Genomic DNA, 20,528 nt, shown 5'->3' on the forward strand with positions numbered 1-20,528 from the left:
ACTCCTGAAGCGGGCACACGGGGAGAAATCGCCATCACGTCATGTGACCTTGACGTGACAGTTGAGGGACGAATGGCTGAGAAGGCTGGTCCCGGACGGCTGCTGAGCTGACAAAGGCCATGGTGGTGCTGCAAGATGTACTCCGGTTCCTCCCTGGTGCTATCCAGGGACGACTGAGGCCCCTCGGGGCCAATGCTGCTGGGAGGCAGTGATCATCCAGACCTAGCGGTCTGGCTCTTCGCTCGACGGAGCTGGTAACTCCGTAGGAGCGGTGACGGCCGGAAGAGGAGCTGCTAACTCCGATCCGGCGCGGAAGGGCGAGGAGCGTTCCCTGCTAGGGGACGCCCGCCCGGCATCTCTACGACATCCCGCCCTCCTCGGTCAGGGCGATGAGCGATGAGCGGTGTCCGCACAGCAAAAAGCCCCGGTCCGTCGGCGTCTTGGACGCAGCGACGAGGCCGGGCTGACTGTGCATTTGTGTGTGGGTGCGGGTACGCTCCACCACGAGACACCGCCTTATTCGGTTTCTCGAACTCGATACACGCCCTCGGACTTGCTCAAGGTCCGGGGGCATCGTGTTGTCAGGGCTAGCAGTAGATCAATCGAGGGTCACCCTATCCCCAACGACAACAGAAGTGCACAGCCTGTTGATGGACCGGTACACGCCGCGCGTCGCGCTGATCAGGGATCATTTCGCGTCAGGTTCACCATAGTTAGGCACATTTCCAGACCAATCAGTCAAGCTGACTCTATCGGCCCGGATGATCATAAACTCACAACTCCGCGCCTGCTCCCCGCTGTAGCTCACGCGCTGCACTGAAAGCGCCACGGCGGTCCGTGACTTGAGTAGCGCCGTCTCCTGGTCCGTCGCCAGCCGCGCCGAGATGGTGTGCAGGTGCCCGGTCTCCTTCAGGCCGGCCGCGTCCAGGATTCCGGCCTCGTCGACGAGATCTGGATCCAGGAGCCGGGGGGCGGCGTCGGCGATGCCCCGCGGCACGTACATCTCTCGCACTGCCCAGGGGGCGCCGGTTCGGCCGAGGACGCTCTGGCGCAGGACGACGCTCATCTCCGGCGGTCCGCCCAGCGCGTCGGCGACAACGTCGGACGCCTTGCAGAACGCCGTGGTGACCGGCTCGGCCGTGTCGCCGGCCTGCGCGAGGGCGGGCCGGACGTGGCCGTGTTCGTCGACGCGTGCCTCGAAGGCGGCAGCAGGCGAAAGGATCATGTAGCCGACCTTGGGAACTGCCCTGATCAAGCCCTCCTGCTCAAGGATTTGCATGGCCGCGATCAGCGTCTTGCGTGCACATCCGAGATGCTCGGCGAGCTGACGCCCGGACACGATAGTGCCGGGCGCACGGTCGGGTTCGCCGTTGAGGATCTCAGTACGCAGTTGGTCGGCGAGGCTGCGCCTGCTGGTCGGGGTCGTGGCCATGCGGCACATACTGCCGCACGCGCAAGGGCCGGGGTGTGCAGGGCCGCTGTCGCCGTAAGTGCTCTTGACGAGATCGGCAAACCGTTGCACCATCTGGACTACCTGGAGTACCCCAGGTAGTCCAGATGGTTTTGTGCTCACGCAAATGGCCTCCGAGGGATTGGAGCCCTCGGAGGCCGTGGTGAGGCAAGCCGCCCCCTCCCGTCACGAAGGACAGACGACGCAATGACCAGCATGACAGCCGACTTCCCCCCACAGGACGCCACCGAGATCGGCAGCGCCCTCGCCGAGACCTACTCGGTAGCCGCTCTGGCCAACGGCGGCTACCTGGCCGGCCCCGACGGGCAGACCGTCGCCAGCCAGATGCGCGAGCCCCAGCTGCGCGAGGCCCTCCTGCTGGGACGCTGCGGCGGCACGAACGACGTCAATGCCTTCTACCAGCGCGACGAAGAGCCGGCCGAAGAGTGGATGACGCGTCGCGAGTGCACCATCGCCCAGTACTGCGCACCGTGCCCGGTGGCCGCCGCCTGCCTCGAACTCGCCCTGCGCTACCCCGAGCACCCCCGCGACCTGGCGGTGCGCGGCGGCACCACCGAGGAGATGCAGTTGACCCTCGGTAAAGCCGACCACGAGCGACTGGCCAAGGCCTGCGCCCTCGACGCCAGGCCGGCCGAACAGCGCGTCGAGCGGCTGCGCGCGGCCCGCGAGGTGAAAAGGCTGACCCAGTCCCACATCGGCCTCTCGGTCAAGCCGGACGTCCGGAAGACGAACCACACCGAGCTCAAGGCCGCGGTCGCCCACCACGAGCGGCTCCAGGGCGAGTACCGGCGCGTGACGGGGTGGGCCGCATGACAGACCACACGACGCCGGCCCGCGACTCCTCCTCCGAGATGAGCAAGCTCCGCGCCCTCAACCACCGTCTTGTGCAGGCCCTGCAGGCGAAGGCCGAGACACCGGTCACCCTCCTGCCTCTGCCGCAGGACGGCACCGAACCGCAGCCGACCGCCCTCGTCGGTGTCCTCCTGATCCTGTGGCACCGGGCCCGCCTGGAGGCCGACGCCTACCGAGCGTGGATCGAGCAGCCGGCGCCCCCGACGGACGCCGTCGTCCACGCTGCCGCCGAATCGGCGCGCGCGCACCTTGACCACCAGGCGCCGTCCCAACAGCCCGGGTCCCGCAGGGAGGAGGACGACCTCGATGAACACAGTCGGCCCCGCTCGTGCGGCAACTGCTGACGACCTGCAAGCCGGGAGCCAGGGCCCGCAGCGAAGGACATTCACCGTGCTCCTGCAGATCATTCCCGGCTACGAGCAGCAGCCCTTGTACTACTGCGCGTCGTGTGCCGGGTACTACCCGTTCCAGCACTTCTGCGAGTAACGACATGACACTCACGAAGAACGAGAAACGCCAGGGCAAGCGGGGCGTCCACAGCGGCCGGCTACGCCGCCCGGCCACCTGTCAGCTCGCGATCGCCGCCAGTGTGCTGGCCCGCTACGGATTCAAGGACCAGGCCGACGCCCACAACAACGGGATGTGCGCTCGCCTTTACGCCCTCGGGCGCCGGACGGCCAACTCATGAGCCGCGTGACATACCCGCCGCTGGACGGTCCGACCGCCAACGAGGCCGACCTGGACCGCGCGCTGTTCGGTCCGTACGAAGCCGAGGACGCGCAGGGCGCGGGCGAGCCGGAGTAGGCCGCGGCACAGCCGCGGGAAGGCCAGCCCGCCCGGCGCCGAAGATGACCGCCGCGTTGCCGACCTCGCCCCCCAACTACCCCCCCGACGCTGCGCCCGCCAGATCAGGCCGAAGGCGCACGCCACGAAGAAGGAGCACGACGGTGAGCAGCAAGGCCCGTCGCCGACGTCGCCAGCCCCCCAGGGCCTCGTCGCAGCCACAGAGTCCGCAGCCTGCGGACAACCCCAGCCAGGTGCTGGATGCCGTCGAGGGCCTGGCCTTCCTCGCCGACGCCCGCGACCGGTCGGCCGACATCCTCGACCTGACGAAGGAGGAGTGCGAGGCCTTCAGGACCGAGACGACGATGCAGGCCGAAGCCAGTCTCGCCGCGGCCCGGGCCCAGGCCACTCGTGTGTGCGAGGAGGCGGAACGCCGGGCCCGGGAGCTGCAGGAGCGAGCTCGGGAAGCGGGTTCGGCCGTCGCGGCCGGTGCCGCTGAGCAGGCCGCCGCGACCAAGGAAGCCGCCGACCGTGAAGCATCCCAGGTCCTCACCGCCGCGGAAGCGGAAGGACAGCGCCTCATCGACGAGGCCACCACCCGGGCACTCGCTACCCACGAGACAGCGCAGGTGCACGCCGAGCAGGTGCTCGCCGACGCCCAGATCCAGGCCGACCAGCTCCGGCGTGCGGCCCGGCGCGACGCCGATGAGGCCAACAGCCGTCTGCGTAACGCCGAGGCCGAGGCCAAACGCATCCGCCAGGAAGCGGCCGACGCTGACACCGAGCGGCGCCGCCAGTCTGCACTGGACATCAAGGCAGACCGGGAACGGGCCGCCCGCGACGCCGAGGAACTGCGCAGCGCCGCGGCCGCGACGGTCGCGTCCGCCGAGAAACGGGCCGCTGACCTGCTGGAGCAGGCCAACAACCGCCAGACCGCGGCGACGGAGAAGGACGAGGAGGCCGACCGGCTGCTCGCCGAGGCCAAGAAGACGTGGGAGCGCGCGCGTTCGCGCCCCGCGCGCCGGCAGGAACGAAAGCGGGTGCGACAGCAGGGCCGTCACCAGCGGTCGACGGCTCGGCGTGAGCACAAGCAGGCCAAGGGGCGCCCCACGCTCACCTACCGGCTCGGACAGATCCGCAGTTGGGTGCGTGAGCTCGTGCGCAACCAGGCCCGCCGTGTCCTGGTCACCGGCCCGATCCTGGCCCCGATGGCGGTGGCCTGGTGGTCCCAGACCGAATACGCCAAGGACGCGTTCGGCTGGTGGACCGTCTTCGCGCTCGGATTTGCCGCCGCGTGGGAGCTCACGACAGCTTTCACCGGCTGGATGTACCACCAGGCCCGGCAGCAGGGCGACTCCGGAACCATCTACCGGATCATGACGTGGGTGTTCGCGTCCGGAGCGGCCGCGATGAACTACGCCCACCACTGTGGTCCCGGCGGGCGGCCGACGCAGGCCTCCGTCGCGTTTGCGACCATGAGTGTCGTCGGCATGGTGCTGTGGGAGCTGTACGCCTCCCTGGTCCACCGCCAGTACCTGCGCGAGCAGGGGCTGGTCTCCCGGGCACGACCGAAGATCGGCCTGATCCGCTGGATCCGCTTCCCGGTCCGGTCCTGGACGGCTTGGTCGCTGACGATCGAAAACGCTTCTCTCTCCACCCTGGAACGAGCCTGGAACGCGGCGAGCATCGAGCTGGCGGACCGGAACGCGCTCCGTTCCGGAACGGCCTTGCACCGCATCGTGATCCCCCACGTTCCACTCGCCGGTCTCTACGACGGCGCCGGTCCGGCGACGGTCCCCCTGTTCCGCCAGATCGGGAACGCACCGAACGGAACAGGCAGCGGCGCGTGGGCGCACTGGAATGGAACGCCCCGGACACCGCTCCCGCCGGCCGGCACGCACACCGGCGGAACGGACCGGAACGACAACCTCGTTCCGCTCGGCCGTCCCTCAGCTGACCAGGACTCTTCCAGCGTCCCGTTCCGTTCCGCCCCACTGGCCGGCGCCCCGGACGGTGCGAGCGGCACGGGAGCGGAACGCGCACCGGGCGCGGCGACGCCGGAGGGCCGCACCGCGGAACGGGGCGGAACGGAGCCAGCGGCGAAACGGCACGCGCCGGGCGGAACGGAGAACGCGGAACGGAACGACCGGAACGGACGCGAGCGCACCAGCGGTGCGGAACGAGAGGGGGAGGAAATGGTGCTCGAGGACAAGGAACGCGCCGCGGTGGAACGCCTCGTCGCCAGGAACCAGCCGCTGAGCAAGCGCAGCATCTCGGAGGAGGTGCGATCAAACGGAGACACGATCGCCGACGAGCGCGCACTGAAGATCGCCAACTACCTCAACGCCATGGCGAAGAGCCAGCTCGGCCAGCACCTCGCAGGCGTCTGACATCCGCTCTGGCCGACTGCCGGCTCGAGCGCCAAAACCGGGAGACCCGGCCCGCTTTCCTAGGGCCCGGCCGGGTCTCCCCACTCCATGAATCGGGAGCCCGCACATCATGACCCACGACCCCGGCCAGGGACGGCCGTTCCGTCGCCGACGGCCGATCAGCCTGCAGTGGCTGCTCGTCGGCGACGACCACCGGCTTGCCCGGGCCCGCTACGGAGCCGGGGAGTCCGCCACCGAGCGCGCCGACCGCCTGGAGGCGGCCGGAGACCGGGCACGCCGCGCACGACGTCAGGAGCAGGTCCGCCGCGCCGCCCGTAAAGGCCAGCAGTGGGAGGACTCGATCTACACATCCTCCCCTTCGGCGGACCAACGTGCTGCTCGCAGCCGCTATCGGGCCTGGGCACGCCGCCTGCTCCGGGCCGGCGCCCCCGCGCAGCCGGCCGAAGCGCTCCTCGCGGCCAGCACGGTAAACGACGCCCGCTGGCCGCACAGCAGCTGCCTGCCCGCGCTGCCCCCGGGCTTCGCTCCGGCCACCGAGGACGCGACCCCGTCCCCGCAGGCGCATGCGAGTGAGCGATCGGACTGGGCCGTCGTGCCCGAAGGCGCACCGACCGGACGACCGGAGCTCGCGGTGAGCATCGTCGGCACGCCGTACGGCGGATTCCGCAGGCGGGGGCTGTACCTGGTTGGCGGCACCTCGACGGTGCCGAGGACGGCCACGCCCCGTCACGCCGCCGCGGGCCCCGCGCCCACGGCAGCCAAGGCGGGAGGCCACCGATGACCTCACCGCACATCAACGTGTCGAAGGAGCAGGGAGAGCCGGTCCCCGCCGCCGCCCCGAAGGGCTGCTGCCCGGGCTGTCCGCTCAGCGACACCTGCACTCTGGCCGACCCCGGGCTGACCCGCTGCGCCGTCACCGGGACCGCCCCTCCGCCCGAGCCCCCGGACCACACCCCTACCGCGGCCGCAGACTCCGGCCTCGACATCACGGAGGTGGTCAGCCGCGGCGTCGAAAAGGCCGTCGGCGCCGCGTTCGGGCTGGGCTGGACAGACCTGCTCGCTGCTGTCATCGAACGCACGCACAGCACCGATTCCGAGGGCAACGAGGTTGACTGGAGCCGACTGCAGCTCGGCCGCAACCTCCTGTGCCTGGCGGTCGCCAACGTCGTGCCCATCCACGGGGCCCCCGCAGCGCGATGGGTGGCCGACGCCTTCATGGCTCACGGCCCCGCGGCACCACTCGTCTCCGCCGGCGCCGTCCTGGGCTTCGCGGGCGCGGTCGGCATCGGAACCATCGTCGGCGGCGCTATCGGGCTGCTGTGCCGTGCCGCTCTGACCGCGGCCAAGTCCGCAGGGCGACTGACCTGGCGCTTGGTGCGCTCCCGCCTGGGCTGGATCATCACCCGCCCCGTGATCTGGGCCGGCGTCTCGGGCCTGGCGATTCTCACCTGGCGTGCCCTCGTACACCTTCTTGCCGGAGCCTGATCATGTATTTCGCCATTGACCTCTTCAACAATTCGACCGCCAACGCCTCCTTCGGGGCCCTGCTGTTCGGCGCGATGGCCACTACGGCCGTCGTCGCCGGCTTCAAGTACAAGGTGCTCAGGAAATGGAAGACGTTCGTCCTTGTCTTCTTCTTCGTCCTGCTGGTCACGGTGAACTCCGGCGGCCTCTTCGGCGAGATCGCCGGAGCTCTACGACAGGTCATGAACGTGGCAGGTGAGACGGCGGTGGAGAAGGCCGCCGGTGCCACCGCCAACGCGAACCCGCCCCGCTCCGCAGTAACCCCTGTGTCCGCGGGCGGCGCCGCGATCGGACTGTGCGGCCTGGTCTGGTATGGCGTCCGGCTGTACGCGGCGAAGGGGAAGCCCGCGGACTGGAAGGAGATGGCCGGAGGGGCCGTCGTGGCCATCTGCTACGGCACCTCGCTCGGCTTCATGGGTGTGATCGTCAGCGCCACCACCCTGACCGGCAACAACGTCGGGCTCTGGATCTTCGGCGGCTGACCGGCCGCAGACGGTCGTCCACGCATTGCCCGGTGCGTGAACGGCCGCCCGCGCCCGGCCCGTCACCAGCGCCCCAAGGAGCCCTGCACCCATGCACCACCGCCCCCACGACCCGCCGGACAGCACGGAACTTGCCCCGTACGGCGAACTCGTGTTCGCCGAACTCGTCGATGATGACGACTCCGACCCCCAACAGGAGTCGCAGGCACAGCCGGCCGACCCTGGCACTCGCAGGCGGCCCTGGGTCACGGCCCGGCGCGTAGCCCACTGTGCGCGCACTGCCGCGGGCGCGATCGCCGGACAGATCCTCCCCGGCCTGCGCCATGCCCTGACCGCGGCACGGTACTGGCTGCGCGCCGGCTACATGTCCGACGACGAGATCCGCCGCCGGATCATCAACAAGCCGCTGGAAGCCGACCTGGCCCGCCGGGAAGAGGCCCGCAGCGCGGTCCGCCGAGCCGAGAAGAAGCTCAAGCGCCTACTCGAAGACGCCGCGGCGTACGGCCTCGAGGCCTCCGAGAAGCAGAGGATCCGTGACCTGAGCCTGGAGATCCGCCGCCGCCGCAACGGTCTCACCGCACTCCAGTCGGTCCCCTTCGCCGCCGAGCAGCCCACGGAGGAGCAGATCCGCAGGGCCCGCTCCCTGATGGCACTGGGCCGCTTCAGTGCCCTCGTTCCCGCCCTCGGCGCCGCGGGCACCGCAGCCGCCGGCGTCCCCGCGAGCCTGCTCGCCGTTGCCCCGATGCTCGTCGCAGGCGGATGGTGGCTGACCCACCACCCCGTTGAACTCGTCGAACGGCCCATCCCCGAGGACCTGCTGCTGCCCGAACTGGCCCCTCCTGTGCAGGAGGACGCCGCGGGGGCCGGCGCACCCAGCGGCGACGGCCTGGAGGAGGACCGCACCCCCTTCCCGATCGCCCAGGCATCCACCACCGAAGAGGCTGGCGAAGCCCTGCTCCGAGCCCTGTTGCACGAAGGTCAGGACGTCGATCACGTCACCGACGTCACTGGGGAGCCCTGGGGATGGTCTGCTCGTGTCACGTTCAACACCGGCACCCCCGACGACCTCAACAAGGACGACACCTACAAGGGCCTGATCACCTTGCTCAAGCTACGCCGCAACGGCCTGCTCATCGAAGGTGATCCTGACGCGGGAGACGCCTGCACCATCCGCATGATGCAGCACTCTCCCTTCAGTCCGGAACTCGTCGGCGACGTCCCGTACCGCGCCCCGCTGTCCATGTCGATCACCGAGCCGGCCGACTACGGCGTCTCCATGGACGCCCGGCAGCTCACCTTCGCCCTCGCAGGACTGATGCTGCTGATGGTCGCCGACTCCGGCGCTGGCAAGAGCGGCGTCATGCTGGCGCTGGCCGAAGTGGTCACCGCCTGCCGCGACGCCGTCGCCTTCAACCTCGATCCGGTCGGAACCGGCGTCGGGGACCTCGGCGAGGCGATCACCCTCGACGCCTGCATGGATGACGACAAGATCGTCGCCACCCTGCAGTTCCTGCTCGCACTGTGCTCCGCCCGAGCCCGGCTGCGTGCCCGCTACGGCTGGGGCAACAAGTGGCGCGTCTCGCCCGAGCACCCCGCCATCGTCGTTTTCGTCGACGAGTGGGCCCAGCTCTCCGCCCAGGCGAAGAGCCTGCTCATCCGGCTGCTCCTGGTCGGCCGCAAGGAAGCGATCTGGGTGGTCGGCGGAAGCCAGTTCGGCACCAAGGACTGGCTCGGTGAGGCGGTCGGCCCGAAACTGTCCGGCAAGCTCCTCGGTTCCTGCCGCCGCGTCGACGTCACCGAACTCCTGGGCGGCGGCGCAATCGCCGAGGGCTACCGCGCCGACCTCCTGCGCGCGGCCACTCACACTCAGGTCAACGATGCGGGCCAGATCTACGCGCAGGGCCTGCCCGGCATGCCCGACCGCCCGGTGCGCTACAAGGTCCGCGAGGTCACTGCGGAGTACGCGGCCAAGGTCGGCGTCGAGCGCGCTGCCGCAGGCCGGCCCGACCTCACCTTCACCCTGTCTGAGGCCGGTCTCGGCGCCGAATGGCGCGCACTCCTGGACCTCCTTGCCGCCGACACACCCGCCGCACACCACGACAGGCCCGAGGAACTGCCGGCGATCGTCCAGGTCCTGCGCGGAGCCTTCATGCTCGAGAAGGACCCGGCCTATCTCACCTACGACCAGCTCCACCCGCACCTGCGGGCCCTCGACGCCGAGCGCTGGGGGCGGTGGGACGAGAAGAGCGACATCTACCGTCTCCGGGAGCTCGGCAAGGCCGTACGGCGCGAACTGGACGCCGCGCAGGTTGAACTGACCTCCGAGCGGATCAGGGAAATCGACGGCGCGCCCCGCGGCTTCTACCTGGCCGCGCTGGAGGAGGCCATCGAGTCCCTGCGGTGAATGGCCGGCTGATCGGCGCCCATCGGATCCTGATTGGCCGTGATCAGCGGCCCCAGCCGAACAAGGCCAATGCCCGGCGTGATCAAGGACCGATGGTGGCCTGCGAGAACCGATCCAGCCGTTCAAGATCCACCACCCCGGCCTGCGAGCCTTTTCAGCGTTTCGCCGGCGAAGCGTGCTCCCGGGCCCGGGCGCCGGGAGGGGGAGGAGCGGCATCAACCTCGTGCGTGTGTTGCTTAATTGGAAATATCGCTGTACTCTTTGAATATCGCAGGGCGTTGCTACCTCCGCCGCCCCACCCCCGCCGTCACCGACGGGCTCTCAACGCCGAAGAACAGGAATCATCCATGGGCTTTCCCGGTTTGGAACAGAAGATCCGCATGACGCTCGTGACCGAGCACGACGTGCGAGTCCCCGTGCCCGTGAGGCTCTACTACCTGAGCGCCGACCCCTACGCCGTCCAGCTCTCCTTCGACATCTCGCCCGACGAGGTGGTCCGGTGGACGTTCGCCCGCGAACTGCTGGCGCAAGGCATGACGGCGCCCGCCGGCATCGGGGACGTGAAGATCACCCCCATCGGGACCACCCAGAACCCCAGCTTCAGCATCGAGCTGGAGACCTCCGAGGGATTCGCGCGCCTCGAAGGCATGGCGACCCCCGTCAAGTCCTGGCTCGACAAGACCTACGAGGCGGTCCCCGCAGGAAGCGAGTCCGACGCGCTCGACATCGACAGCATCCTCGAAGAACTCCTGGCCCACTGACCGCGCGGGAACACGGGGCCGATGCCACGGGGTGACGGCCCCTCCACCCCAGAAACTTCACGCCGCGATGTCACACGGACGCCGCGAAGCACACCTCTAGTAGTGACCAACCACCGTTCCCAGCCAGGAGTTCGCCATGCCCACTACCCACTCCCTTGAGAAGACGTCGGCCATCAGCCTCGACGAGGTCGCCGGAACCGCGCCCGACCTCATCGACATGTACAAGGACGCTGAGACCAGTCTCCGAGACCGCGACCTCATCGGCAGGCGCGCCGCCGTCTACCTGGTGATCGACCGCTCCCTCTCGATGAAGCCGTACTTCGGCAATGGAACCGTCCAGCGACTGAGCGACCAGATCCTCAGCCTCTCCGCGCACCTCGACGACGACGGCACGGTCCCGGTCGGATTCTTCTCCGACGAGATGCACACACTCGCACGGAGCCGTCTGCTCCGGCGCCCGCAGGCTTTCGAGGAAGTGGCCCTGGGCGCCCACCAAGGCCGCATCGCCCAACTCCACAACTCCCTGGGCCGCATGGGCGGCACCCACTACCGCCCGGCCATGGAGGCGGTCCTCGACCACTACCGTGGATCCAAGGCATTCAAAGCATCGATCCCCGCCTTCGTCGTGTTCCAGACCGACGGAGGACCGCAGGACGAATCAGCCACCCGCGACTTCCTCCATGCCACCGCCCACGAGAACGTGCGCTGGCAGTTCGTCCCGTTCGGCGCGGAGCGTCAGTTCGACCTCCTCGGGCGACTCCCCGGAAACACCGGCATCAGCGCCGTCGGCGCCAACCCGCTGGCCCTGTCCAACGCCGAGCTCTACAACCGCCTGGTCACTGGGCTTCCCCGCATCTGAGACACGCAGGGCGGCCGCGCATCACCGCACGGCCGCCCACCGGCCTGACCACAACAGCCACAGACCTCAAGGACCTACGTTGCACCGCACCACCTTGCGCCCGATGACCGCGGCAGGAGCACTTTCCGTGGCCCTGATCCTCACCGGATGCGGCGCCACCGACCTGGACCACGGAAAGGTCGTCGAAAAGCGCGCTCGGCCCGCCACAGGCCCGATCTACGAGAACGTCGAACGGCCGGCCGCGTGCCGCTCCGCGCGCACGCAGACCCTCCGCACCAGCCTCTCCCGGCCGAAGCCTCCGCCGCGTACCGACACCTCCGACGACCAGCCCGATGTGCAGAAGCCGCCGCGCACCGCCACCTCGAAGCCGAAGTCGAACCCGCCCCGCAGCGACGCCTCCAAACAGAAGCCGACCCACTCCGCCCCGAGCCCGAGCCCGAGCGCACCGGGGAAGAGCAACCCCTCCGCGCCCTGCGGGACGACCTCGGTCCCCGTCTTCAAGGGGTACCGGACCCCCCCGAAGTGGGAGCTGAAGCTGCGGGACGGCAACGAGACCGACTGGGAGACCGTCACTCGCGACGAATACGACAGCGTCGAAGTCGGCGACCACTTCTGAACCTTGACCGGCGAAGGGCCCGGCACTGCCGGGCCCTTCGCCGATCCACGGCCCCCGCCAGATACCGGAGGTCAGATGGCCAGCCCGCGGACACCGACCGATCCCAGCCCCGCCGAGATCCTCGTGCACCTGGCGCGCGCGGACAGCGCCACCACACAGGGCAGGCCCGTCGTCCTGGTCCTCGGCCGCAGGGACATCCGCCAACTCGCCGCACGCAGCGCCGACGACTTCGCCCACAGCACCTGCGGCCTCTGCCGGCGCCCGCACGCGGACCACCGAAGCCTCGAACTCGAGCTGTCCTACGACGATCAGGGGCGGCTCGACGGCATCACCACAACCACCTGCACCACGATCACGCCCGTGCACCACTCCCTCCGACCGAACAGGAACGACACCTGTGGCCACCTCGTCGACACATCTGCCTGAACACGCCATCGCCGCCTACGCCCAGGAACGCGCCTCCGTCCAGCGCATGATCCTCGAAGCCCGCTGGGCCAACCTGCAGCGCGACGACACCTACGAACACCCCGACACCTACCGCGACGACCAGCTCCACCGGATCAGGCGAGCCCACCTCGTGCACCTCGGCGCCCTCTACGACGTCCTCGCCCTGCGAGGAGCACGCGACACCGAAGTCCACGACACCGCCCGCGGACTGGGGACCGAACTCCTCGCCCACGACGGCTTCCACCTGCCGACCACCCGCCGCTCCGGCATCAACCATCTGCGCACCGCCTACGCCGACCTGCACCACCACGCCGGCCCCCGTCCCCGAGCCGCCCTCCCGCCTCCCGCCGCGGACCAGCAGGCCGAGCCCGCCGCCCTGCCTGGGCGCTACCCGACCGAGTCCCGGCTCGTGAGCGACGTGCTCCGGTCGTACGCCGTGGCCAAGGCGTGCCAGAACGACGGTCTGACCACGGACGCGTACGCCCAGATGCGCCGACACCACATGGCACGCGGGCTCCTGCTCTGGAAAGCGTCGGCACTCGCACCCGCCGACCGCGCCGCAGCGCAGGCAGCAGCTCAGGCTGGCCACCACGTACGAAAACTCGACGGGCACCCCCGCACGACCGAGGAGAACGCCCGCCAGTACCTGCTGGAGGCGTATCTCGAAGTACTCGGCGAGAAGGACGAGGACGACCAACTGCACGAGCCGGACTGCCCCGGCGGCTGCGGCGGAGACGGCATCGTCATGGCCACCCTCACCTGGGACGACCAGGGCGACGGCATTTTCGTGCCCGTCTGGGCCGAACCGATCGACTGCACGGCCGGTGTCCGGCAGGAACACGACCCGGACTGCCCGGAGTGCCACGGCCACGGCTACACGTACAGCCGTGGCGAACGGCACCTCTGCTGCTGTCTGCAGCCGGTCGACCTCACCGCATAATCCGCATCCTCGGAGCACCGCCCTTGGGGCCGCCACGGTCGTGCGCCAGGGAGGAATCACCCCCCGGACCGTGGAGCCACCAACAGGACGCCGGAGGTGATTTCGCCTCCTCTAGGAGGGGCGAATTCACCCTCCAACGTCGGAGCATGGCAGGGAGGAGAGATCACCCCGGCAGGACGGACCGTCCTTGGTGACGAGGGAGGCGGAATCGCCCCGGTGGCCGCACTACGGCAGCGGGGCGATCTCACCCTCACCTCCTGCGCCCAGTTATCAGGGAGGCAAATTCACCGTCTGGCGGGCGGAACACCGCGCACCTCGGGTGAACCGGGCCTCCGGCCCGCCCGAGACAAGCAGCCGGCGCCGGGCGCCAACGGCGGTGGATCGTCCGTATGCGGTGGGCCGGACGAGGTCGCGCCTCTGGTCGCGCCTCTGGTCGCACCTCTCGTCGCGCTCCTGGTCGCGCCTCTGGTCGCGCCTCTGGTCGCGCCGGGACCAACCTCTGAAGGTGGCAAAAGACCAGGTCAAGCCCTGTATTCGGAGGACCGCGGAACGCCGACTACTTCCCTACAGGGCTAGTTGGCCAGGAACAGCATGCGAGAACGGGTGGGCGATGCCGGCGAGTTGAGGAGGAGGAACAAGAGGAGCAGAGGAGCAGAGCAGAGGAGCAGAGCAGAGCAGAGCGACGGAGGAATGGAACTGGACACAGATACGAGAGAGGACGGATGGCACGCGATCGTGGAGAGGGTGAGGCAGTGGGTTGGGTTCGGGGTGGCGGTTGAAGGCTCTGGCTGACGTCTCGACGGAGGCCGGGGCAGTTCGGTGGGGCTCGGCGGATGCCGGGGAGTCCGGCCGACCGGGGTGCGGGCGGCGGCCCGCAGAGGGGCGCGATTGCATAATTGGAAATACCTATGGCCGCTCACTTCTGAGCGGCCATAGGGAGGGGCGGAGCGCGGGAAGGGGGGAGGAATCACCCCTCCCCGCGATCGCTGCTGCGCCGGGGCATGGTGAGTACGAAAGCGAAGAGTGCCCCGACGGCCGCGACGATCACGGAGGCGGTGCCCACGGCGGAACTCACTCCCACTGCCAGCGCGAGCCCGACGACGCCCAGTGCGACGGCGGCGCACGGTCCACCCCGGAGGAGGGCCCAGCGGGGCCACGGGGTGGTTGGGATGGCGCCGAACCTCTTCATGCTGCGTACCTCCGTAGTCGGGGGAGGCGATTTCGCCGCCCCGCACAGAATGCCCGCTGGAGAAGTTCTCAGGGGGCGGTCGCACCTCCCGGTCGTGGGCCGGGCGTCGATCCTGTACATGTGCGGCGCACAGGGGCCTACGGCAGGGGGAGGCGATTTCGCCGCCCTGGAGAGGGTCTCAGGTGATCCGTGCGACGTGGGTGAAGATCGAAGATCACTGTTCCGGCGGCGTCGCCGTCGCTCGACCTGGGTGCGGCGTTGTTGCGGGCCTCTAGTGGTGGGCTGTGCGGTCGGCGTCTCGCGCGTCGAGGTGATCCACGATGTGCGGAGCGAAGAAGGAAGCGAGTCCAAAGAGGGCGAGAAAGGTGACGAGTCCAGCGACTATGCGTGCGTCGCTCGCGTCTCCGGGGAGCACGATGGAGGCCAGGATCCCGAGAGAGATGGGTGCGGGGATGTAGACGCCGACGGCCTGGCAGCGTCGGGAGTATCGCTCGGTGTTGCCGTAGGCGAACTTGGCGGGAACAGCGGGGAGCTCGTTGCTATTCATGTTCCTCAGCCTACAGCAATAAAGGCAATTAAGCAATTATCATGCCGCCTCTTTGGTCGCCGCCCAGCGCGTACGCCGCTGTGTTTGGAGGACCGCACCGAAGACTTCAGCATGCAGGTCAGGCAACGGCCAGCGCGTCACCCGCCATCGAGCCCAAGCTGACGCACGGCGCCTTCCGGGTCGTCTCGGGCGGCGTCAGCCGCGATCTGCATTCCTGCCGTGTCTAGTGCGTGGTACAGGCCATACTCCCGGGTGATGAACGAGAAGTTGGTCAGGTGGTCGCGGGGCGCCAGCCGGTAGCCAGGAGGTAGGGGATCACCGTCGGCGGGCTGTTCGACCAGCCACAGCCGCCAAACGATGCCGTGCCGGTCCTCGGCCTCGTAGGTACCGCTGCCGTAGCCACCGACAATTTCCCATTGCGGCAGCGGGCCGTGTGTGTAGCTCACAAGGTGTTCCTCTCCTGTCCGCCTGTACGTCACGGCGAGCGGACTGAACTCTTCGGTGCCGTCCGACAGTGTTCTCCAGGACCTGCGCGAGCGCAGGGGGCACCGGGCTGGCAACGGCCGGACCGCTCCCCGTGCGGACGTGGCGCGCAGGCCTCCTGTAACAGGGGAGGCGATTCCTCCGCGCCCGGTACACGCTGGCGGGGCTAGAAGCCGGGCTTCCTGCCGAGTGCCCGGTGAAGGAAGACCTCGGGGTCGAAGGCATCCGCGAACACGAAGCGCTCCTCTCGACGGACCTTCCGCGCGAACTCGGCGGCGGAAGGCGCGAGGAGCGGCAAGGGGTAACCGTCCTCCAACTTCCATGCCTGGAACAGGTCCAGTCCGTTGGGCTGCTCCGTCCGCGCGGTGACCACAGTCGTTGCCCCGGCCGCACGGGAAGCGATCGTCATGTAGAGAACGTGGTCCCGCTCGCCCCCGATATGCCCGTCGACGAGGTTCATCGTCGCCAACAGACGGTCCTGCTCGTGATTGAGGTGGATGCTCACGTAGTGCGCACCCTCGCCGAGACCGGCGACGATCCCACGGAGATACAGGTCGGGGAGGAGCCCGTAGCCGTTGAGGAACTCGTCGTGCGTCATGCCGTGGGCCGCCCCTTCGGCGTTGATCAGCTGCTTGCAAACGGCCTCGATGCGCTCGCGGCGCTGCGTGTGCGGATCTGCCGGATTGGTGTCGATCATGGCGTGCCTCCTGTGGCGGAACAGTGGATGTCCAGCTGGGTCGGGGAGCTCTCTGCGCTACTGCCTAAAGCGTACCGCAACAAAACCAATTAAGCAATTAATCTCACGATCGCCAGCAGGGACGCCGCCGCGTTCGCCGGGCCCTGCGGGGGCGCAGGGGGTACCGGGCTGGTATCGGTCTACTGCTCCCCGTGCGCATGCGGCGCGCAGGAGCTAGAGCGGGGGAGGCGATTTCGCCGCCCCCTGTTGGGGAGGGTCTTAGGCGATCCGTTCGACGTGGGCGAAGACCACCGTTCCGGAGGCGTCGCCGTCGAAGGAGCGTTCCCCGGAGTGGTGGGTGAACTCGTACTCACCCGGCGTCACGTCCACGATGGTGTCGTTGTCATCAAGGTTGGCGGGGTCGCCACCTCGGGCCTTCCAGTGCTCGAAGTCCGCGATGGAGTAGGCCCACAGATCGGCGGTGATGTCCGCCAGGCATGTGTCCTCGGGCAGCGACGGGTTGTCGTCCTCGTCGAGGTCCGGATTGGCGATGATGTATCTGTCCGGCCCCGTGCGATACAGGCCTGCGCCGTGGAGGATCGGACCGAAGGCGCAGCCGAGTGCGGCCATGGCCTCCACGGCCTGGGCCTGCCCGAGGGTCGAGTTGTAGTCGGCGGCGACTGCGCGGCTGTCCCACCAGTAGACGGGGCGCAGAGTGTCGGTGACGATGAGCTTTCCGGACGGGACGCTGAGGGTGATCTTGGTGGTGATGCCGTTCGGGTAGGGGCAGGGGTCCAGCACCTCTACGACGTTTCCCGCGACCTGGAATCGCGGGTGTCGGTCGCAGACGGTGCAGGTGGCCATGGGGGCGGAGACCCAGGGTTCCATGTCGTCGAAGCGGTGTACCTCCGCCTCGTCGTATCGGGGGATGGTGTGTCCGTTGGTGTCCCGCAAGGGCAGTCTCTCGGTGATCATCGGGTGCGCGGCCCCCTGTGGCGCGCGGCGCGTTCCTCGGCGCTGCGCCGGTCGCGGTCTGCTTGTACCTCCGCCTCGGACGCCCACACGAAGTTGCCGGGGCTCACGTACAGGCTGAGGAGCCTGCCACTGCGGATCGCCTCCAGCTCGGCGAGTTCGGCCGCGGCGAACTCGCGGATCTTCCACTGGTCGTCCGGAAGTCCGTTCGTCCCGCCTGTGTTCCCGTAGATGATGTCCCGGGCGTCAGCCGCTGCGACTTCCGCAGCCGGCCGGACCTGCTTGCCCAGGCAGGGAAGGCAGTACGCGCCCGAGCGCCAGACACCCCTGTCGGTGTGGTGTTCCAGGACGCGAGTGGCCGCGTTGAAGCACATTCCGGTACTGCACTGTCCCCCGGGGCCGATCCCCAGTCCGCACGGCATCTTGATCTGCATGGTCTTGTATCTCCCTTCAGGCCGGGGCGCAACGGCGGTCCGTGCGCGCCCCGGTGAGGCGATCAGGTGGCGGGGCGTCGGGGGCCTGCCGCCGGTCGTGTGGTCGGTCAGCTGTTGCTGCCGGACAGACGGGCGGCCACGCGCTGCCCGAGCCTGCCGCCGATGAATGCAGCGACGAATCCGATGATGAATTGGGCGACGGGCCCGTCGAAGGGGAGCACGATCCTTGCGATGACGGCGAGTCCCATCGCCCCGGCGATGTCGGGGCCGTGGCTAGTGAGGGCGGCGGCGACCGAGCGGCGAACAGATGTGGTGTGGTCCATACGGAAAACCCTACAGCCGTATTTCCAATTAAGCAATATGCGAGCGCGGGTGTTACAGGTCTCGCGCGTATCTCAAGCCGCCACTTTCGAGCGATTGTTACGAGTCTGGGAGCGCGCCGCATCTGGTGAGGGGCTAGTGTTACTGGTATGCCCTGTCTTCTTGTTACGGGTTGATGTGTCGTGGCGGCGTGCGCCGAGCGTCGGTGCCTCGTCTTCTGGAGTCCTCCATGTCTGATCGTTCTGTTCTCTCTGATGCTGCGTCGGCCGACCGGAGGTCGGTGTGGGTGGGCGCTGGCCTGGACGGTGCCCCTGAGGTGTTGCAGGTGTCGGTGGCGCGGGGGCGGCTCTTCGAGCTTGTGACTCAGGCCCGGCCTCAGGGCGGTGAGCCGGGTGTGGTGACGGTCGTGACGAAGGGGAGGGGGAAGAAGGAGGCGCGGGCGGCCCTGGTCCCCTTGGGGTGCCTGGACGAGAGCGCACGGTCTCGGCTGCGTGGGTGGCCGTCGTGGGCCCAGACGGCAGCACGGCCCAAGCTGGGGGACTTGGTGGTCGCGGCGGCCGCGGGAGATCCGGAGCAGGGCGTGCCGGCGACACCGCAGGTGCTGCTGGACCGCACGACGCCGGCCGCGGTCCTAGTGAACGCCGCCCTGCTCCCGGACGACGGCGGGCCGGTGAAGGTGCCGGTGACCGGGTGGCGTCATCTGACGCTGTCGGCGCGCGAAGTGGCCCGGGGCTGGGCGACGCTGCTGGGCGAGATGGCAGCTGGCGAAGTGTGGGTGGAGGTGTACCGGTCGGAGGCGTCGACGTCGCCCCGCGCAGCGTTGGTCCCGGTGGTGGCGCTGAACGCCGAGCACGCAGGCCTGCCCGAGACATGGCCGGTCCGGGACGAAGCAGCGGTGCTCAGCGAACTCGACGCCCTGGTCGAGGAGGTGACCGGCAAGGCGACGGCGCAGGATGATGCGCACGGCGTCGTCGTAGTGCGCGAGGGGGCTCCGGTCGCGGTGCTGATGGACGCGGGTCAGGCGGCCCTGGCCACGGTCGGCCCGGCGGGCCGACCCAGCGTGGCACAGCCCGCGCGGGCGCGGCCCGTCCCCGGTGGGGTGCAGGGCCCGGCGGCGGGAGACGTCGAGTTGCGAGTCGCTTCGGTCGCTGCACCGGATGAGGCCCACGACGCTGCCGCGCCCGGTGAGCTGGCCACCGTGGATCCCGAGCCTGCGGGGGAGTCGGCGGAGTCCGTACGCGGGGTGGGTTTGGCCGAGGCGAGCCGCCGGTCCGTGTCGGTGTTGGGAGATGTGCTCCGGGACGTGCTGGCGCTCCAGGGCTCGGACGGCCCGCCGACGGAGGCGGCGCGGTTCGGGCTGCGTGCGCTGGATGAGGTCGTGGGCGGCCTGCTGCCGGGGAAGCTGACTCTGGTGGCGGGCGCCCCCGGCGCGGGCCCGTCACTGCTGGTGGCGGCGGTAGCTTCGGACACGGCGCTGCGCCGACGGCTGCCGGTGCTGTACGCGGCATCCGGGTTGACGCGGACGGACGTGGCGATGCGGGTCATCGCAGCGCAGGCCGCGGTGAACTACCGCGCTCTGCGCACAGGCCAGCTCACCGACGAGGAGCAGGAAAGGGCGGCCACTGTAGGCGCGCAGCTGTCGGGTCTGGCGGGTTCGGTGTGGCACATCGACGACGGGGCCGGGCTGACGGCGTCGGACATCGCCGAGGTGGCGCGGGACATCGAAGGGTTGGCGCTGGTCGTCGTAGACCGGTTGCAGCGGGCTCACGATCCGGCCGTACCGCTGTCCGGCCGGGCCCTGCCCGCAGCGGTGCAGGCCCTGACTCACGTTGCGCGACTGCTGAAGGTGCCGGTCGTGGCCGCAGTGGACACCGACGAGGCGGAGCTTGTGGCGGCCTTGGACGCTGACGTCACCCTGACCGTGCGGCGGCGGGACGATCGGGCCGAAGTCGATTACTCAGAGCGGGACTTCGGGACGCTGGCGAGCGCCGTCCTCCGCGCGGATCTGCCGCGTGCCCGCTTCACCGATACGCCCGACTCCGTCGGCACCTCGAACCTGGTCCAGGCGCCGCAGGCCACCGAAACGAGTGGACCCAGCAGCGTGGCCGCCTCTCAGAATGCGCCGGCAGGCGACGTAACGGTCGAGGAGGGGGAGCCCGAGCTCATGGCCCGCCAATCGGATCCTGAACAGGCGGGGCCGCAGCACGTCCATTGAGATCCACCCCATCAACCAGGACTTCGTGGAGCAGACCGCACGTCGTCGGAACCTCATGGGAGAGCAGGCCACTTCCTGCCCAACGTCCGCTGCATCTGGGACGCCGTCATCGCCGACCTGACAGCGACTGGGGACCATGCACGCACGTTGCCTACATCGGCC

The 20,528-nt window shown here is 69.2% G+C and carries 22 protein-coding genes; 15 read left to right on the forward strand and 7 right to left on the reverse strand.

Annotated elements, in window-relative coordinates:
• Positions 1-688: 688 nt before the first annotated feature.
• Entirely contained in the window at positions 689-1,432 is a 744-nt protein-coding gene (locus tag OG852_RS50610; RefSeq protein WP_330351898.1) for a GntR family transcriptional regulator, read from the reverse strand.
• A 225-nt stretch (positions 1,433-1,657) separates the two neighbouring features.
• Between OG852_RS50610 and OG852_RS50615 the strand changes: the two genes are divergently transcribed.
• From OG852_RS50615 to OG852_RS50680, 14 genes are all read left to right on the forward strand, one after another.
• Positions 1,658-2,284 carry a WhiB family transcriptional regulator gene (locus OG852_RS50615; RefSeq protein ID WP_330351899.1) on the forward strand — a complete coding sequence of 209 codons (627 nt, stop codon included), beginning with the start codon at positions 1,658-1,660 and terminating at the stop codon, positions 2,282-2,284.
• On the forward strand, positions 2,281-2,667 hold the full coding sequence (locus OG852_RS50620; RefSeq protein ID WP_330351900.1) for a hypothetical protein: 387 nt from the start codon (positions 2,281-2,283) through the stop codon (positions 2,665-2,667). The genes OG852_RS50615 and OG852_RS50620 overlap by 4 nt, the downstream gene beginning before the upstream one ends.
• 146 nt (positions 2,668-2,813) lie before the next feature.
• On the forward strand, positions 2,814-3,011 hold the full coding sequence (locus tag OG852_RS50625) for a hypothetical protein (RefSeq protein ID WP_330351901.1): 198 nt from the start codon (positions 2,814-2,816) through the stop codon (positions 3,009-3,011).
• A 259-nt stretch (positions 3,012-3,270) separates the two neighbouring features.
• Positions 3,271-5,496 carry a hypothetical protein gene (locus tag OG852_RS50630; RefSeq protein WP_330351902.1) on the forward strand — a complete coding sequence of 742 codons (2,226 nt, stop codon included), beginning with the start codon at positions 3,271-3,273 and terminating at the stop codon, positions 5,494-5,496.
• A gap of 109 nt (positions 5,497-5,605) precedes the next feature.
• Positions 5,606-6,277 (forward strand): hypothetical protein, encoded by a 672-nt coding sequence (locus tag OG852_RS50635; RefSeq protein WP_330351903.1) that lies wholly within the window; start codon positions 5,606-5,608, stop codon positions 6,275-6,277.
• Complete coding sequence (locus tag OG852_RS50640; protein ID WP_330351904.1) at positions 6,274-6,981, forward strand: hypothetical protein; 708 nt, start codon at positions 6,274-6,276, stop codon at positions 6,979-6,981. The genes OG852_RS50635 and OG852_RS50640 overlap by 4 nt, the downstream gene beginning before the upstream one ends.
• 2 nt (positions 6,982-6,983) lie before the next feature.
• The gene (locus OG852_RS50645; protein ID WP_330351905.1) at positions 6,984-7,502 is read left to right on the forward strand and encodes a hypothetical protein; all 519 of its coding nucleotides are present in this window, start codon (positions 6,984-6,986) and stop codon (positions 7,500-7,502) included.
• Positions 7,503-7,593: 91 nt separating this feature from the next.
• Positions 7,594-9,906 (forward strand): hypothetical protein, encoded by a 2,313-nt coding sequence (locus OG852_RS50650; protein ID WP_330351906.1) that lies wholly within the window; start codon positions 7,594-7,596, stop codon positions 9,904-9,906.
• 380 nt (positions 9,907-10,286) lie between these two features.
• Positions 10,287-10,667 carry an SsgA family sporulation/cell division regulator gene (locus OG852_RS50655; RefSeq protein WP_330351907.1) on the forward strand — a complete coding sequence of 127 codons (381 nt, stop codon included), beginning with the start codon at positions 10,287-10,289 and terminating at the stop codon, positions 10,665-10,667.
• A 136-nt stretch (positions 10,668-10,803) separates the two neighbouring features.
• Positions 10,804-11,526 (forward strand): VWA domain-containing protein, encoded by a 723-nt coding sequence (locus tag OG852_RS50660; RefSeq protein WP_330351908.1) that lies wholly within the window; start codon positions 10,804-10,806, stop codon positions 11,524-11,526.
• Between the two features lie 103 nt (positions 11,527-11,629).
• Complete coding sequence (locus OG852_RS50665; RefSeq protein WP_330351909.1) at positions 11,630-12,142, forward strand: hypothetical protein; 513 nt, start codon at positions 11,630-11,632, stop codon at positions 12,140-12,142.
• Positions 12,143-12,217: 75 nt separating this feature from the next.
• Positions 12,218-12,568 carry a hypothetical protein gene (locus OG852_RS50670; protein WP_330351910.1) on the forward strand — a complete coding sequence of 117 codons (351 nt, stop codon included), beginning with the start codon at positions 12,218-12,220 and terminating at the stop codon, positions 12,566-12,568.
• Positions 12,540-13,529 carry a hypothetical protein gene (locus OG852_RS50675; protein WP_330351911.1) on the forward strand — a complete coding sequence of 330 codons (990 nt, stop codon included), beginning with the start codon at positions 12,540-12,542 and terminating at the stop codon, positions 13,527-13,529. Before OG852_RS50670 ends, OG852_RS50675 begins: the two co-directional genes overlap by 29 nt.
• Before the next feature lie 591 nt (positions 13,530-14,120).
• A complete protein-coding gene (locus OG852_RS50680) occupies positions 14,121-14,321 on the forward strand; it encodes a hypothetical protein (RefSeq protein WP_330351912.1) in 201 nt (66 codons plus the stop codon).
• Positions 14,322-14,989: 668 nt separating this feature from the next.
• Here the strand turns inward: OG852_RS50680 and OG852_RS50685 are convergent.
• The 6 genes from OG852_RS50685 to OG852_RS50710 all read right to left on the reverse strand — a co-directional run bounded on the left by OG852_RS50685 (position 14,990) and on the right by OG852_RS50710 (position 18,153).
• Positions 14,990-15,265 (reverse strand): hypothetical protein, encoded by a 276-nt coding sequence (locus OG852_RS50685; RefSeq protein WP_330351913.1) that lies wholly within the window; start codon positions 15,263-15,265, stop codon positions 14,990-14,992.
• A 137-nt stretch (positions 15,266-15,402) separates the two neighbouring features.
• A complete protein-coding gene (locus OG852_RS50690) occupies positions 15,403-15,711 on the reverse strand; it encodes a hypothetical protein (protein ID WP_330351914.1) in 309 nt (102 codons plus the stop codon).
• Positions 15,712-15,914: 203 nt separating this feature from the next.
• Positions 15,915-16,445: a hypothetical protein gene (locus tag OG852_RS50695; RefSeq protein WP_330351915.1), complete on the reverse strand. Its 531-nt coding sequence runs from the start codon at positions 16,443-16,445 to the stop codon at positions 15,915-15,917.
• 258 nt (positions 16,446-16,703) lie between these two features.
• On the reverse strand, positions 16,704-17,399 hold the full coding sequence (locus OG852_RS50700) for a hypothetical protein (protein ID WP_330351916.1): 696 nt from the start codon (positions 17,397-17,399) through the stop codon (positions 16,704-16,706).
• Positions 17,396-17,830, reverse strand: a complete 435-nt coding sequence (locus tag OG852_RS50705) for a hypothetical protein (RefSeq protein ID WP_330351917.1) — start codon at positions 17,828-17,830, stop codon at positions 17,396-17,398. The genes OG852_RS50700 and OG852_RS50705 overlap by 4 nt, the downstream gene beginning before the upstream one ends.
• A 107-nt stretch (positions 17,831-17,937) precedes the next feature.
• Positions 17,938-18,153, reverse strand: a complete 216-nt coding sequence (locus tag OG852_RS50710; protein ID WP_330351918.1) for a hypothetical protein — start codon at positions 18,151-18,153, stop codon at positions 17,938-17,940.
• 542 nt (positions 18,154-18,695) lie between these two features.
• On the opposite strand from OG852_RS50710, the gene OG852_RS50715 reads away from it, so the two are divergent.
• Positions 18,696-20,366, forward strand: a complete 1,671-nt coding sequence (locus tag OG852_RS50715) for a DnaB-like helicase C-terminal domain-containing protein (RefSeq protein WP_330351939.1) — start codon at positions 18,696-18,698, stop codon at positions 20,364-20,366.
• Positions 20,367-20,528: the final 162 nt, after the last annotated feature.

It is taken from the genome of Streptomyces sp. NBC_00582, from assembly GCF_036345155.1.
Taxonomy (GTDB): Bacteria; Actinomycetota; Actinomycetes; order Streptomycetales; family Streptomycetaceae; genus Streptomyces.

Coding starts and splice junctions, on each gene's coding strand:
- OG852_RS50650 (WP_330351906.1), top strand. CDS start 7,594: ATGCACCACCGCCCCCACGACCCGCCGGACAGCACGGAACTTGCCCCG.
- OG852_RS50615 (WP_330351899.1), top strand. CDS start 1,658: ATGACCAGCATGACAGCCGACTTCCCCCCACAGGACGCCACCGAGATC.
- OG852_RS50660 (WP_330351908.1), top strand. CDS start 10,804: ATGCCCACTACCCACTCCCTTGAGAAGACGTCGGCCATCAGCCTCGAC.
- OG852_RS50670 (WP_330351910.1), top strand. CDS start 12,218: ATGGCCAGCCCGCGGACACCGACCGATCCCAGCCCCGCCGAGATCCTC.
- OG852_RS50620 (WP_330351900.1), top strand. CDS start 2,281: ATGACAGACCACACGACGCCGGCCCGCGACTCCTCCTCCGAGATGAGC.
- OG852_RS50610 (WP_330351898.1), bottom strand. CDS start 1,432: ATGGCCACGACCCCGACCAGCAGGCGCAGCCTCGCCGACCAACTGCGT.
- OG852_RS50705 (WP_330351917.1), bottom strand. CDS start 17,830: ATGCAGATCAAGATGCCGTGCGGACTGGGGATCGGCCCCGGGGGACAG.
- OG852_RS50655 (WP_330351907.1), top strand. CDS start 10,287: ATGACGCTCGTGACCGAGCACGACGTGCGAGTCCCCGTGCCCGTGAGG.
- OG852_RS50695 (WP_330351915.1), bottom strand. CDS start 16,445: ATGATCGACACCAATCCGGCAGATCCGCACACGCAGCGCCGCGAGCGC.
- OG852_RS50680 (WP_330351912.1), top strand. CDS start 14,121: ATGCGAGAACGGGTGGGCGATGCCGGCGAGTTGAGGAGGAGGAACAAG.
- OG852_RS50665 (WP_330351909.1), top strand. CDS start 11,630: ATGACCGCGGCAGGAGCACTTTCCGTGGCCCTGATCCTCACCGGATGC.
- OG852_RS50700 (WP_330351916.1), bottom strand. CDS start 17,399: ATGATCACCGAGAGACTGCCCTTGCGGGACACCAACGGACACACCATC.
- OG852_RS50645 (WP_330351905.1), top strand. CDS start 6,984: ATGTATTTCGCCATTGACCTCTTCAACAATTCGACCGCCAACGCCTCC.
- OG852_RS50635 (WP_330351903.1), top strand. CDS start 5,606: ATGACCCACGACCCCGGCCAGGGACGGCCGTTCCGTCGCCGACGGCCG.
- OG852_RS50710 (WP_330351918.1), bottom strand. CDS start 18,153: ATGGACCACACCACATCTGTTCGCCGCTCGGTCGCCGCCGCCCTCACT.
- OG852_RS50640 (WP_330351904.1), top strand. CDS start 6,274: ATGACCTCACCGCACATCAACGTGTCGAAGGAGCAGGGAGAGCCGGTC.
- OG852_RS50685 (WP_330351913.1), bottom strand. CDS start 15,265: ATGAATAGCAACGAGCTCCCCGCTGTTCCCGCCAAGTTCGCCTACGGC.
- OG852_RS50625 (WP_330351901.1), top strand. CDS start 2,814: ATGACACTCACGAAGAACGAGAAACGCCAGGGCAAGCGGGGCGTCCAC.